The following is a 13,941-nucleotide window of genomic DNA, read 5'->3' on the forward strand; positions in this document are numbered from 1 at the left end:
GATCATTCCCATGTTTCGGTTATTTTCGGAACATCTAATTCGCTTTTGCCCTGCGTTTTGCGCATTTGTTCCGGGTCTAAGCGTTTTGTGCCTGCACTGCGGTGACGGCAATCATATGGAGCACATCCTCGGCCGAGCAGCCCCGCGAGAGGTCATTTGCAGGCTTTGCCAGCCCTTGCAGAACCGGTCCGATCGCCTCGACCCCGCCAATGCGCTGGGCGATCTTATAACCCAGGTTGCCCGCATCAAGGTTGGGGAAGATGAAAACATTCGCCTGGCCGCGCAGCGGGGACGCGCCTGCTTTCTTGGCGGCAACCTCGGGCACGAAAGCGGCGTCGAACTGCAACTCGCCGTCGATCAGCAGATCGGGATCGGCGGCCTTGGCGATCTGGGTCGCCTCGACAACCTTTGAAACCTTGGGGTGGTTGGCGCTGCCCGAGGTCGAGAAAGACAGCATCGCCACGCGCGGAGCCTCCTGTGTCAGCGCTGCAAATGACGCCGCAGATGCGCGCGCGATTTCGGCCATCTCCTGAGCGTTCGGATCGACCACCAAGCCGCAATCGGCAAAGATATGCGCACCGCGGACCTCGTGGTGATCCTTGCAGTGGAGCATCAGGAAAAAGCTGGAGACCATGGCGGCACCCGGCGCCTTGCCGATGATCTGCAGGGCCGCCCGCACCGTGTTCGACGTGGTTTCCACCGCGCCGCCGACGGTGCCGTCGGCAAGTCCCTGACGCACCAGCATCGCGGCATATGTCAGGCGTTGCGTGATTTGCTGGCGTGCCTGCTCCGGCGTCATGCCCTTGTGTTTGCGCAGCTCATGCAGAGCCGTCGCAAATCCTTCGGCATGCGGAGAATGCGCCGGGTCGTGAACCTCGATGCCTTCCGCATCAGCGCCGCCGCGTTCCGCCAGAAGCGCGGTGACCTTATCCCGATCACCCGCCAGGATGATCCGCGCCACCCCGTCGGCGCGGGCCTTCAGGGCGCCATCGACGACGCGCGGATCATCGCCCTCGGCGAGGGCGATGATCTTGTTGGAGCTGGTCGCAGCCCCAAGAATCGCGCGTAGGGGTTTCACGCGATCAGGCCCCGGCCTGCGGCTGCATGTCCGCTGCGTCGATACCAGCCACGCGGACCGGCTTTTTCATTGCATCGCGACGGAACGGATCCCCCAGTTCCTGGTTGATCATGGCTTCGATCAGCGTGGTGATGCCGTTTTTCTGATCGATGATCGCCTGGTTCAGGGCGGCGGTCAGTTCGTCCATGGTACGGGCCACGACACCTTTCAGACCACAGGCCTGCGCGATCCCTGCATAAGAGACTTCGGTGTCCAGCTCGGTACCGACGAAGTTGTCGTCGAACCACAGGGTCGAGTTCCGCTTTTCCGCGCCCCACTGGTAGTTGCGGAACACGATCTGGGTGATGGCGGGCCATTCACCGCGACCGATGGCGGTCAACTCGTTCACCGCAATGCCGAAGGCGCCGTCACCTGCGAAGCCCACAACCGGAACGTCAGGCTGGCCGATCTTGGCGCCGACAATGGCGGGCAGGCCATAGCCGCAGGGGCCGAACAGGCCCGGCGCCAGGTATTTGCGGCCTTCCTCGAACGCGGGATACGCGTTGCCGATGGCGCAGTTATTGCCGATGTCGGACGAAATGATCGCCTCTTTCGGCAGAGCGGCCTGGATTGCGCGCCATGCCATGCGGGGGCTCATCCAGTCGGGCTTGGCCGCACGTGCGCGCTCGTTCCAGGTGGTACCGGGATCGTCCTGCTCGTGGGTCAGCGAGGTCAGTTCCTGCGCCCAGGCGGATTTCTTCTGCGCGATGTTGGCCTTGCGAGCGTCGCGGCCTGCATCTCCGGCGGTGTCCGACAACTGCGCCAGAATACCGTTGGCCACCTTGGCGGCGTCACCGACGATGCCGATGCTGACCTTCTTGGTCAGACCGATCCGGTCGGGGTTGATATCAACCTGAATGATTTTGGCATCCGCAGGCCAGTATTCGATGCCATAGCCCGGCAAAGTCGAGAACGGGTTCAGGCGGGTGCCGAGGCACAGGACCACATCCGCTTCCTTGATCAGCTCCATACCGGCTTTCGAGCCGTTATAGCCCAGCGGACCTGCAAACAGCGGATGGTTGCCCGGGAAGGCATCATTGTGCTGATAACCAACGCAAACCGGTGCGGTCAGACGTTCGGCCAGCGCTTTGGACGCGTCGATGCCGCCCTGCGCCAGAACCACACCAGCACCGTTCAGAATGACCGGGTTCTTGGCGTCGCTGAGCATCGCAGCCGCTTGCGCAACCGAGTTTTCGCCGCCCGAGGAGCGTTCGAATTCGATCGGCTGCGGGATTTCGATGTCGACAACCTGAGTCCAGAAGTCGCGCGGAATGTTCAACTGCGCCGGGCCGCTCAGGCGTTTGGCCTGTGCGATCACGCGGGCCAGAACCTCAGCCACGCGGGTGGGATCACGGACCTCTTCCTGATAGGCGACCATGTCTTCGAACAGCTTCATCTGTTCGACTTCCTGGAACCCGCCTTGACCGATGGTCTTGTTGGCGGCCTGCGGGGTCACCAGCAGCAACGGAGTGTGGTTCCAATAGGCGGTTTTCACGGCGGTCACGAAGTTGGTGATGCCGGGGCCGTTCTGGGCGATCATCATCGACACCTTGCCGGTGACACGGGTGTAGCCATCGGCCATCATCCCGCCCGAGCCTTCATGTGCGCAATCCCAGAAGGTGATACCTGCGTCTGGAAAGATGTCGGAGATTGGCATCATTGCAGAGCCGATGATCCCGAACGCGTGCTCGATGCCGTGGGACTGCAGTGTTTTGACAAAGGCTTCTTCGGTCGTCATTTTCATGGGATACGCTCCTGATGGCAAAGAGAATGGGCAGCATGGCGCCGCGAATTGACGTTGGGTTTAGGCCGTCTTGAGAAACCCCGTTAGGGCCAGAACCCAACCCCGGTTAGGTCCAAAATCGCAATCAATTGCAAAATAATGATAATATCGGTCTCAAAAATCGAATAATTCAGTAGCTTCGGCAATGTACCGGATGCCAGTAGCGACTTTATCCCTCGCAATCGAGGAATAACCCAGCCGATAATACTCAGTCGGTTCATCCGGACCGCTGAAAAAGACCTTTCCGGGTTCAATCAGAACGCTGCGGTCGATCAACCGGCGCGACAATTCATAACTGTCGACTCCCTCCGGGGCTTTCATCCACAGCGAGGACCCGCCATAGACGCCGCGTCCGGCAATGGTCAGGCCATGCTCGGCGATGGCCTTCTCCATCGCTTCGCGCCGTTGCTTCAGCGCCGCAGAGACCCGGCGAATCTGCGTGTCATAATGCCCGAGCGACAGAAAATAGGCCGCTGTGCGCTGAATATGCCCGGGCGGATGGCGCAGGGTCAGCATCCTGAGCGCGCGCACCTCGCGGATGAACGGTTCAGAGCCGACGATGTAACCGATCCGCAGCCCCGGCGACAAAGACTTGGAGAAGCTGCCGACATAGATCACCCGACCATCGGTATCCAGCGACTTGAGCGAGGGCGAGGGCGCACCGGCAAAGGCCATCTCGAAATCGTAATCGTCCTCGACGATCATCGCGTCGATCTCATGCGCGCGCGCCAGCAGGTTCCGACGCCGCTCCAGCGGCATGGTCGCGGTTGTGGGGCTTTGATGGCTGGGGGAGGTAAAGATCACGTCGGTTTCGTCCGGTACCAGGTCGGGCGGCAGCCCGTCGGCATCGACATTCAGCGGCGTGATCTGGCAGGGCAATCGTCTGAGCATTTCGCTCAGCGCATAATAGCCGGGGTTTTCGATCGCCGCCCGGCGGCGGTGGTTCAGCAACACCTGCGCCGCCAGCCACAAGGCATTCTGCGCACCAAGGGTGATCAGGATTTCCTGCGGCCGTGCGGTGATGCCGCGCCGGGGCAGGGTGTGACGCGCGATGAATTCGATCAGCAGCGGATCGTCCTGATCCGCGTAATCGGCGGTGAGCGAGGCGAAATCCTTCTGCCCCAGTGCCCGTACTGCACATAGCCGCCAGTTGGCATGGTCAAACAGGGTCGGGTCGGTCTGCCCGTAGATGAACGGATAGCTATAGTCGCGCCAGTCATGCGGTTTCAGCAGCATGTCGCCGCCCGAATAGCGCCGGGCGATCGCGCGGCCCCAGTCCACTGTCTCTTCGGCGCGCTCCGGCGGCGCATAAGAGGGCGGGACCGGGGCGTTTTCCGACACGAAATATCCAGACCGCCCGCGCGAGGTCAGGTAATCGTTCGACAGAAGCTCGGTATAGGCCAGGGTCACCGTGATCCGGCTGACGCCCAGATGTTCGGCCAGCTTGCGTGACGAGGGCAGTTTCTCTCCCACGCGGAACCGGCCCAGCAGAATGCCTTCGGCGATCATCTGCTGTATTTGGGCCTGCAAGGTTCCCTGCGCATCGGGCTTCAGAAAGAATGTGTCTACGGCGATCCCCATAGCGCGACCCTAAACTGGACCGAGCGCGGGTGCAATCTGGACTTAATCACTGGATTTGCTTCTTTTTTTCCAGATCGCCAGCGGCCCGTTCAGGCAATCCATGTCGGGATAGCAGGCAAGGTCCTCGGCCAGAGGCGCGATCACATAGGCACCGGGTCTGAGCGTTTCGACCATCCGTTCCTCCAACTGCCGCTGGATCTCGGGTACCCGGATGGGTCGGTAGGAAAAGGTCACGTCATAAGGTGCGTAGTCGAAACTCAGGGCATCGGCGACAAAGATATCATCCTCCAGCCCCAGCGCCTGTTGTCCGCGACGGATCAGATTGACGTCCAGATCGAACCCCGAATAAGCGGACCCGTTCAGCAGCCCCGACAGTTTCGCGATCAGCAGATTGCGCCCGGTGGCGCAACCGATCTCAAGGAACGAAACCGGGCGATAGGGTTCGCCCGGGGCAAAGAAGTCGGGGTCGTGGGGCAGCATCTGATCGACGGTAATCAATTGCCGTACAAAGCCGTCCAGCGGGTGCGGGATGTAACTGTGCGATTCCTCGGGCAGCACGAAATCGTTTTGCCTGTCATCCTCGGGCAGGGCGCGGACACGCTCGTCGATCAGACCCTGCAGGGTCTTCTGCAGCGCTGCCGCCATCTGCCGCTGGGTGCTACGCTCGACCTCCAGCGAGGCCTCGCTGCGGTTATGGGAGTGCAGCAGGTCCTCGAACCCGTCCAGCCGGGCGCGCAGGGCTTTGAGCCGATCTTCGAACACCCGCTGGAACCCGGTCAGCGTCTGCTGCAGCGACCGGAACTTGTGCCGGGTCGAAACCAGCAGGCTGTTCGAGGCAATCCCTTTCTGGCCCAAGGCCGACGTGATCAGTTCGGTGATCTGCTTTTCCTGCTTCTGCAACTTGGAGCGGGTTTTCTCCAGATCCTCCTGCGCCGCCTGCAGCTTTTCCAGCGACTCGTCCATGCGCAGCGCCGCATGCAGCAGTTTGAATGGTCTTTCGCTCGGCATCTGATCCTCCGGCCCTCAACTCTCTGTGACGTTACAGGAAATCCGGATCATTCAAAGCCCTTGGTCATAAAGGGGCATAGGGGGCTTGACTGCGGGTGGTGGCAAATATAACTACAAAACTAGTTTAATGGAGATTCGGATAATGTGGGAAACAGCAGCGACCGGTTTTGCCGCGATGGGGTCCGAGGCCCGATTGAAGGTCCTCAGGACCCTCGTGCGGGCGGGCGAGACCGGTTTAACCGTGGGTGAGATACGTGACAGGACAGGAATTGCTCCGTCGACCCTGGCCCATCACCTGAAATTCCTGGCCGCAGGAGGTGTGGTGGAACAGAAGAAAATGGGCCGAAACACCATAAACAGAGCCTGTTATGACCAGTTACGAAACCTCGCCGACTTCATTCTCGCCGAATGTTGCGCGGACGATCTGAAGAAGGCGGCAAATGATGGCTGAGCTTACGCAGAGCCCGCGTCCCGGACGCCGTATTCGGCTGCAGCACCTGAAAACGCCGTGGACGCTGATCGTGCTGATCCTGCTTGCGGTTCTGGCGCTGGACCCCGGCAATTTCGAGACCGTGATCCGGTTTGCCGGCGGCGCATTGGCAAATACCGCGCCTTACATCCTGTTTGCCGTGTTGCTGCTGGCCTATCTCAAGGCCACCGGGGCCGAGGTGCTGGTGGCGAGGGCCTTTGAGGGGCGCGAAACCCGTATGATTTTGCTGGCAGCCTTGTTCGGCGGTCTTGCGCCCTTCTGCTCCTGCGAGGTCATTCCCTTCATCGCGGGTCTGCTGGCGCTGGGCGCGCCACTGTCTGCTGTGATGGCCTTCTGGCTCAGCTCGCCCTTGATCGACCCGCCCACCCTGCTGATCACGGCGGGCGCGCTGGGCTGGCCTTTTGCGATTGGCAAGGCTGTCGCTGCGGTGGCGCTGGGCCTGTTCGGCGGGTTTGCAATCAAGGCCCTGGTGCGGACCGGAGCTTTTGCCCAACCGCTCAGGAACTATACACCACCCGGCTGCGGATGCGGCTCTAACAAAGCGGAAACTCCCGTCTGGAAATTCTGGCAGACAGCAGAGCGCCGGGCACGATTCCGCTCGGAGTTTGCCACCAACGGGCTGTTCCTGCTGAAATGGCTGTCGCTGGCCTATGTGCTTGAGGCTCTCTTGGTCAGCTACGTACCCGCCGATCTGATCGCTCAGGTTGTCGGCGGCGAGGGTGTGATCCCGATTGCCACGGCGGCCCTCGTGGGCATGCCCGCCTACCTCAACTCCTATGTCGCACCGCCGCTGCTGGCGGGGCTGATGGAGCAGGGGATGAGCACCGGGGCTGCGATGGCCTTCATGATCGCCGGGGCGGTCAGTTCCATCCCGGCGATGGCGGCAGTCTGGTCTCTGGTCAAGCCACGGGTCTTTGCCGCCTACCTGGGCCTTGGTGTTCTGGGCGCAATCCTTGCGGGGGTCTTGTTCCAGATGGTCTGAGGCCGCGCAAGGAAACAACTGAAAAGGGCGCCACAGGGCCCAGCCCCTGACGGTAAATGTTGAAATAAAGACTTCGGTTGGCCATAAAGTGGCCAATCTACCCCTTAGAAACCCTCTTGAACGGCCCCTTTGGGGGGATTTTGGAGGGTTTCCATATGAACGACCTCTCGAAGATATCTTCGACAGACCTCGGCCTTGAGCGCCGACTGCCTCTCCCCTTCGAGGGTGTTGATGTCAATTTCTGCCGGAACCCGCAGTGCTCAGGGCTGGGACTTTCTCCAGATCCCTACAAGCGGCCTTTGGGTAGCCCGGCGGCACCGCCCGGAGCAATTCGTGGCGTGGTTGCTGGCAGTCGTCACAGTGAGTTTTTTACGTGTCCGACATGCAGCACCAATCACCGCCTGAAGAACAACAAGGCGATTTTCGAAGAATACAACAGACTCAAGGATTTGCAACAGGTCGATCCGATTGCGCCGGGGTGCAGGAATCCTGAGTGCGAGAACCTGGGGAAATCACTGGCGGCGCACCCGGATCAATACCGAAGCTTTGGAAAGACCGCTGGCGGCGACCCCAGACATCAATGCAAATGCTGCAAGAAGACCTTTTCCATCGGCCGGGCCACGCGACGCCAGAAGCGCAGTGATAAGAACCCTCTTCTCTATCGCATGATGGTCAATGGCGTGCCATTCCTGAAGATGTGTTCCATCGCTCAGGTGTCGTATCACGACATCTACCGGAAGATCGACTTCATCTACGATCAAGTCCGCGCCTTTCGGGCTGAGCGTGAGGTCTTTGACGACATCGACTGGATGAAAGTCGGTTCACGCTTCGCAACAGACTCCCAATCTCTCAAGATGAACTGGCCCACCAAACGGGAGCGCACCCAGATCATCGTTCAGCATTTATGCACCGCGCATGCCCGGAGCGGATTCATCATGGAGGCCGCCCTGCAATTTGACGACAAGGCCAGTCATGACAAGGTCGAAGCCGAGATGGCATTGGTCGGCGATGACCTTCTTTCAAAGTGCTTCCGTGAACATGGCCGACTCTGGTCCAAGACCGAGTTCGAGGACTACATTTCGAAGCTCCAGAAGCAGAAGCGGATCAAGGAAGAAGAGCTCTACCAGCTCCCGCACAGCGGGGCTCTGGTGCGCTACGACATCATGCAGTTTGCACATGCCTTGCGCCTTCGAGACATGGTCGGAGAGGCGGAGGGCAAGTTCGTTTTCGTGACGGATGGTGATGCCGGTCTGAAGGCTGCGTTCTGTGCGGCGATGGCGGATTTGATCAAGCAGGACAGGGCTGACATCGCCCTGGTGTTCTTCAACAAAAAGATGAACAACGACCTTCGGAATGCCGCCTGGTCAGCCGGGCGCAGCATCCTGGCCGGCCAGACAGGACTTAGCGTCTCGCAGATCAATAAGCTCTCTGATGAGGATTATGCCGACCTGGTAGATACTGAAATTGCTGCATCACTCGTCGGCCATGATCTCAGGATGGGGTTCCATTGGCCATACCACACCAAATCAGAGCCAGACCGGCGCATAGAGCTCCTCACAGACCGTCCTGGGCGGGACTATAGAGCAACCGCCCGACTGCTGCGTTTGGCCACCCTCCGCAGCGTGGATTCCTATTTCAACAAGTTCCGGAGCAACCTCCGGTTCGCAGCCAGGCCACAGGTCTCGGAAACCAACGCCCGCAAGGCCTGGGACAAGTATTATCTCTACAAACCCGAGATCATGGTGAAGCTGACCGAGATCTACCGCTTCCACCACAACTGGGTTGGATACGGCTCAAAAGAAACGCCCGCGATGAAGCTCGGTCTTGCTCGCGGGCGTATTTATGAACGGGATTTTCTGTAGCCTATGACGACAGTTGCTCCAGCGACAGAAGTGCCGGAAAGACGTCAGCGATGCAGAGTGATCCGATGGATCAGCCGGAGATCACCTGCTTCACACTCAACCGAGACTTTGGTTCCATTCTTCATGACGAAGTCTTCGCGCACCAGATCCTGAATATCCGTTACTGCGTCAAAGAAGGACTCGTGGAATGAGAACTTCTTTTGCTCCCGGCCATACCAAAGACAAGTCAGCTCGGCTTCGTCGATGTAGCGAGATTTCTTGATCCCCTCGAGAAGTGGTTCGGCGAATACTTCAGGGTGAGTATCGAAACCGAAGCGATCAAGCTTGATCAGGGCAGCAGCAAAATCAGCCATCCGCATACCACTAAACGCGTAAGCACTTTTGTCCCGCACACGGGGCCGCTGATAGCGTGACAGTGTCTTGACATCCAAGATCTTGATCAGATTGTCGACGTGCATATCGAACACCATCCCGCCGAGGTTTACATCAAGCTGATCGAGCCAAGTCTCGAAACTCTGCGTGCTGATGATTTCGTCTCGCGCCAGTTCCTTTGCCTTTGTGCGCGCCTTTGCAGAAACAGAGGTAGGACGAGCCTTTTTCAAGCCTTGGTAAAGAGCCTGCATAGCGCGCTGCTCGAGGTGACCTTCCGGCAGAGGCGCTTCCTTGGGGCGAGGAGCTGGAGCAGATGGCGTTACGGTTGTATTTTGGATGGATGTGCTCAGCGTATCAGCCGCTGAGAATACAGAGTTCATCCGCCCCCAGCTTTGCTCACCATGGAGGCGGGCAATGAGCTCGAGAGATTGACTGTGGCCGATCTTATGATCTGGCTTCAAAGCGGTGCGCAGACGTTTGGCCTGCGCTTTTGCGATGTCGGGATTTTCCGGGAATCCGGGTGTAAATTGAGACATGTTTTCTTTTTTCCATTGCGGATCTTTTTTGTGTCGGGGCTCAGTCCGTTGCCGCCACAAAGACCCTGATGGAAAAGGAAACTCTGTCGCAGATTAGATGCGTATGTTCTTCATGGGGCAAAGCCCTGGACCGGAATGGCCATACGCGGCGCAAGGGGAATATAGGTCTCTTCTTCAGATTGAGAAGTGTTTTTTGGATTTTCTTGCAGAAGGATTCCGGAAAAATTGAAATGGCTGTTGCGCAAGAGTTGATCCGAGCGTGTTTGCCCTATATCCGTTTGGAAATATTGCTTTTTGAGGGATTGAACATGGCAAAGACCGGGGTTGGTCAATAGTGCTGCCGGATAGTTTGGAGCACCATGGAGTCAACTATGGTCTGAAACATCTCCATCAATATCACCGCGAATTTCCTTGGCGTTGCCAAGATGGGGCTGAAGCGACCTTCAGGGTCCGTGTCCGATACAGCAATCACTGTGTCAGCGAAGAATTGCATGGTAATGCACCTGATGGCGCATGCTGCTTTCTCGACCATAAGCAAGTCATGCGCGTTTTTGATCCAGATCGTTATCAATGGTCGTTGGAGCTTCCGAGTGTAGTCGAGGGTCTATTCCTGAAGCCTACCACTAAAATAAAAATGACAACCGAGGGCAATTGGTATCACTTTCGGCTTCAGATGAAGCACCCCCTTCCAAACGGCGAGAAATACTACTGCTTTGTGAGGCTTCGCTATATTGAAAAATTGAGCAAGAATCCCGTTCGGCATCGCATCAGTATGTATGTTGAAAGCGCATATTCCCGACAGACGCCGCCGCTTACTCCGCACCATCAGGCAAACACAATGTTTGGTAGGTTGGCTGAGGGATTAGCGTCCAAGAAAAACTAAAGGGCGGCAAAGCCGCCCTGGAGTAGTCTACTCGACTTACCAAACCCGAGGGCCCACAGCCATAAGCAAGTGCGCGAATTGCTCCGCGGGGTCAGTGCTGTCGGGCTCTCGCCCTCAGTCGATCCGTCACTGACAAGAAGAATATAGGTCAAGTAGCATTAGTCTGCAAGAGAATTCGAGAGACAGTCGAACGCAGCGCTAACAGAACATTAAGCGTCAATCATGAATGACAGGTATTGATTGCCTGATAGCAATAAAAGGAAACGGCCTGCCAGTAGTTTGGCAGGCCGCTGGTGTGTTTTGCTACGTGAGAACCACAGCCTCAACATTTACGATCAGGGGCTGGGCCACAGGGCGCCCTTTTTGCATTTGATATCAGGGGGTTTCAGGTCCACAATTGGCGGGCACGTCGATCTACCAATCCAAAAAGGGATGATTTTCATGAGACGCTTGAGTTCACTTGCCGCAATTCTGTCTCTGTGCCTCTGGTCCGGGTCGGGACAGGCGCAGGGGCTGATCGACAAGGGCTTTGTGCATGGCTGGAACGTGATGGTCGATCCGGCTTTTGGAAATGGCTGCCTGATCCAGACCGTCTATCAGGATCTCTCAATCGTGCGGCTGGGCTATGATGCGACCCAAAACCGGGGCTATTTCACCGTGATCAGCAAGGATTGGGGGCAGATCAACAAGGGCGAGACCTATCCTATCGAGTTCGATCTGGACGGGCAGAAATTTGACGCCACTGCGATCGGCATGAAGACTGACGGCATTCCCGGTGCGGTGGTCTTCTTCACCGACCGCAGCTTTGTCGACGCCATCGCCAAGCGCAAGGTCATGACGGTCTATGGCGCAACCGGGCAGGAGGTGATGGCGATTGATCTGGCCGGGACCGACAAGGCGCTGGAATATGCGCGCAAATGCCAGGATCAGCAGGGTTGAGATCAGCGAATCGGGTCGAACTGCGCGTCCTTGGCACGGCAATCGCGGATCACGTCGCGGCCACAGGGAACCGGGTCGAGCAATTTCGACAGGCACAGGCGTGCTTCCTCGATATAGCCGTCGCGACAGGTGATCGTGATCATGTCGCGCTCCAGCGCCGGGTTGGCTTGCAGGAAGGCCTCTTCCACCACTGTGGCGGGCAGGGTGACCGATTGATCCAGCTTGCGAAAGACCGGCGGGCGGGTGACCGCCGCGTAAGCCTGCCGGGACAGATCAAAATACTCTGACGCAGGCAGGCCCGAGCAGGTGCCGTGTTTTTTCCACTGATGCCAGGCCAGCCCGGAACTGCCTTGAATATCTGACATTTCCCGCGTCATCCCGCGCGACGGCGGCGCGTGGCTGGTACGGCAGTAAGATGGCCAGCCGCGATGGAATTGCGGCCAGAGTCCATGCAGGATCCAGCCATGATCCTGCGCCGCGCCGCATTGATCGGCCCCACGCGCATCGCCCTCGCGCGCGCACCAGTTCGGCGACCAACTCAGCGACAGGACATAGTAGTCGAATTCCCCCGCTTTCTCACCCTCGGCAAGCAGCGGAACGGCGCTCAGGCACCAGACGAGAAACCAGCGCATTCGGCTCTTCCCTTATTGCAATGTCGCGACTATATACGGGCGAAGTTCCCCGACAACGGAAACCTGCCCAAGGGCAACCTGGGCCGCCGAATTCCGGCGACGGGACAGATGTATTCTAAGGAGACAGGCTCATGTCGAAACCCCTGATGGCCAAGGCAACCGCCGTATGGCTGGTGGACAACACCACGATCAGCTTCAAGCAGATCGCGGATTTCGTGGGCATGCACGAACTGGAAATTCAGGGCATCGCCGATGGCGATGTGGCGGCGGGTGTCAAAGGCTTTGACCCGATTACCAACAACCAGCTGACCCAGGCAGAGATTGATACCGCGCAGTCGAACCCGATGCACCGGCTCAAGCTCAAGTTCAACCCGGCAGCCAGCGGTGAAGAAAAGCGCCGTGGCCCGCGCTATACCCCGCTTTCCAAGCGTCAGGATCGCCCGGCTTCGATCCTGTGGCTGGTCAAGTTCCACCCGGAACTGAGTGACGGGCAGATTTCCAAACTGGTCGGCACAACCAAGCCGACCATCCAGGCGATCCGCGAGCGGACCCATTGGAACATCTCGCAGATTCAGCCCATCGACCCGGTAGCACTGGGCCTGTGCAAGCAATCTGAGCTGGACAAGGTCGTGCAGAAAGCCGCCGCCAAGAAAGTTGCCGAAGGTGGCGTAATGAGCGATGACGAGCGCCGCAAGCTGGTCTCGACCGAACAGTCGCTTGAGATGGAGGCCGAGCCACGCATCCCGACCGCGATCGAAGGGCTGGAAACCTTCACGCTGGGCAGCGCCCCGGAAGAGAAAGAAGAGCCGATCGTCGATGCTGACAGCTTCTTCAACCTTCCCAATAGCGACGAGGACGAAGAAGAAGACAACAGCGACGATCCGCGTTACTGACGCTCTGACAGAGACGTAGGAAAGGCCACCGGACATACCGGTGGCCTTTTTTGTTGCCACCACACCAGGGGTGGTTTGGCAGGTGGCAACCTGAGCGCATTCCTCTGGCTTGACCCACGCGGACGCATGCGGTGAACTGCCTTCGAATTGCAACGCATCGCGGGAAACCGCCGTCACGAGGAGGCAGAGAATGACAAGTGCCAGACTGTACAAGGGTCTGATTGCAGGGTTTGCGGCAGCGATGCTGGCGGTGGTTCCAATCTCGGAGGCGCAGGCGGATCATAAGAAAAAGACCGATGACGCGATCAAGGGTGCGCTGATCGGTGCGGGCGTGGGCGCGCTGATCGGCAAGGGTCGGGGCGCTGCGGCTGGCGCTATTTTGGGCGCCGTGATTGGCGCCAACGCGAAATGATCTGGCCGGTTGCGGCCCTAACCTATGCATTTAAGCTTGGGAGTTTTTCCGTGATGTCCAGAAACAGATTTACCAGCGCGGCGCTTGCCGCCCTGCTGATAGCCCCGGTCTCGGCCAGTGCCGATGACGCGGCGGACGCGATGGTGCAGGACGCGCTGCCCATCATGTACCACAGCTGCGCCAGTGTCGTGGAACAAGGCCATGGCGACGAGGCCTTTGTCTATGACGTGGTCGAGAAAATGACCGCCGTGTCGCTCTATAACCGGCAGATTGACATCACAGTGTTTTCCGACAGCGACGCGGACGAAGCTAGGCTGCACGCCGCCTTTGTCGAGGCGCTGAAGGCCGGGTGTTCAGCGGATCAGAACGCCTTGCTGGCCGGGGTGGTCGACAATGCGGTGAAGGCGGCGCTCGGGCTCTAAGCCTGAGGAGATCAAAACAAAGAGCCCGC

General features: G+C 58.7%; 15 protein-coding genes. 8 read left to right on the plus strand and 7 right to left on the minus strand.

Annotation, left to right across the window (positions count from 1 at the left end; all coding sequences use genetic code 11):
• Positions 1–76: 76 nt before the first annotated feature.
• From pta to M3P21_RS01975, 4 genes are all read right to left on the minus strand, one after another.
• Entirely contained in the window at positions 77–1,078 is a 1,002-nt protein-coding gene (pta, locus tag M3P21_RS01960) for a phosphate acetyltransferase (protein ID WP_249706383.1), read from the minus strand.
• A gap of 4 nt (positions 1,079–1,082) precedes the next feature.
• On the minus strand, positions 1,083–2,861 hold the full coding sequence (xsc, locus tag M3P21_RS01965; RefSeq protein ID WP_249706384.1) for a sulfoacetaldehyde acetyltransferase: 1,779 nt from the start codon (positions 2,859–2,861) through the stop codon (positions 1,083–1,085).
• A gap of 153 nt (positions 2,862–3,014) precedes the next feature.
• Positions 3,015–4,481, minus strand: coding sequence for a MocR-like pyridoxine biosynthesis transcription factor PdxR (gene pdxR / locus M3P21_RS01970; protein WP_249706388.1), 1,467 nt, complete (start codon positions 4,479–4,481; stop codon positions 3,015–3,017).
• A 42-nt stretch (positions 4,482–4,523) separates the two neighbouring features.
• Positions 4,524–5,489: a class I SAM-dependent methyltransferase gene (locus M3P21_RS01975; protein WP_249706389.1), complete on the minus strand. Its 966-nt coding sequence runs from the start codon at positions 5,487–5,489 to the stop codon at positions 4,524–4,526.
• Between the two features lie 142 nt (positions 5,490–5,631).
• Between M3P21_RS01975 and M3P21_RS01980 the strand changes: the two genes are divergently transcribed.
• From M3P21_RS01980 to M3P21_RS01990, 3 genes are all read left to right on the plus strand, one after another.
• Entirely contained in the window at positions 5,632–5,940 is a 309-nt protein-coding gene (locus M3P21_RS01980) for an ArsR/SmtB family transcription factor (protein WP_249706391.1), read from the plus strand.
• Entirely contained in the window at positions 5,933–6,961 is a 1,029-nt protein-coding gene (locus tag M3P21_RS01985) for a permease (RefSeq protein ID WP_249706393.1), read from the plus strand. Before M3P21_RS01980 ends, M3P21_RS01985 begins: the two co-directional genes overlap by 8 nt.
• A gap of 155 nt (positions 6,962–7,116) precedes the next feature.
• Positions 7,117–8,823, plus strand: coding sequence for a hypothetical protein (locus M3P21_RS01990; protein WP_249706395.1), 1,707 nt, complete (start codon positions 7,117–7,119; stop codon positions 8,821–8,823).
• Between the two features lie 44 nt (positions 8,824–8,867).
• Here M3P21_RS01990 and M3P21_RS01995 read toward each other — a convergent pair whose 3' ends face one another.
• The gene (locus M3P21_RS01995) at positions 8,868–9,731 is read right to left on the minus strand and encodes a glyoxalase superfamily protein (protein WP_249706398.1); all 864 of its coding nucleotides are present in this window, start codon (positions 9,729–9,731) and stop codon (positions 8,868–8,870) included.
• Between the two features lie 110 nt (positions 9,732–9,841).
• The gene (locus M3P21_RS02000; RefSeq protein WP_249706400.1) at positions 9,842–10,063 is read right to left on the minus strand and encodes a hypothetical protein; all 222 of its coding nucleotides are present in this window, start codon (positions 10,061–10,063) and stop codon (positions 9,842–9,844) included.
• Positions 10,064–10,065: 2 nt separating this feature from the next.
• Between M3P21_RS02000 and M3P21_RS22885 the strand changes: the two genes are divergently transcribed.
• Together M3P21_RS22885 and M3P21_RS02005 are read left to right on the plus strand one after the other, a co-directional pair.
• A complete protein-coding gene (locus M3P21_RS22885) occupies positions 10,066–10,614 on the plus strand; it encodes a YjaZ family protein (protein WP_505973655.1) in 549 nt (182 codons plus the stop codon).
• Positions 10,615–11,055: 441 nt separating this feature from the next.
• A complete protein-coding gene (locus M3P21_RS02005) occupies positions 11,056–11,553 on the plus strand; it encodes a hypothetical protein (RefSeq protein ID WP_249706403.1) in 498 nt (165 codons plus the stop codon).
• Between the two features lie 2 nt (positions 11,554–11,555).
• Here the strand turns inward: M3P21_RS02005 and M3P21_RS02010 are convergent, their stop codons facing one another.
• Entirely contained in the window at positions 11,556–12,185 is a 630-nt protein-coding gene (locus tag M3P21_RS02010; RefSeq protein WP_249706405.1) for a ribonuclease T2 family protein, read from the minus strand.
• Between the two features lie 131 nt (positions 12,186–12,316).
• On the opposite strand from M3P21_RS02010, the gene M3P21_RS02015 reads away from it, so the two are divergent.
• From M3P21_RS02015 to M3P21_RS02025, 3 genes are all read left to right on the plus strand, one after another.
• Positions 12,317–13,078 (plus strand): DUF1013 domain-containing protein, encoded by a 762-nt coding sequence (locus M3P21_RS02015; protein WP_249706407.1) that lies wholly within the window; start codon positions 12,317–12,319, stop codon positions 13,076–13,078.
• Between the two features lie 190 nt (positions 13,079–13,268).
• Positions 13,269–13,490 (plus strand): YMGG-like glycine zipper-containing protein, encoded by a 222-nt coding sequence (locus M3P21_RS02020; protein ID WP_249706409.1) that lies wholly within the window; start codon positions 13,269–13,271, stop codon positions 13,488–13,490.
• A gap of 53 nt (positions 13,491–13,543) precedes the next feature.
• Positions 13,544–13,912, plus strand: coding sequence for a YmgD family protein (locus tag M3P21_RS02025; protein ID WP_249706412.1), 369 nt, complete (start codon positions 13,544–13,546; stop codon positions 13,910–13,912).
• Positions 13,913–13,941 lie beyond the last annotated feature (29 nt).

It is taken from the genome of Ruegeria spongiae, from assembly GCF_023502395.1.
Taxonomy (GTDB): domain Bacteria; phylum Pseudomonadota; class Alphaproteobacteria; order Rhodobacterales; family Rhodobacteraceae; genus Ruegeria_C; species Ruegeria_C spongiae.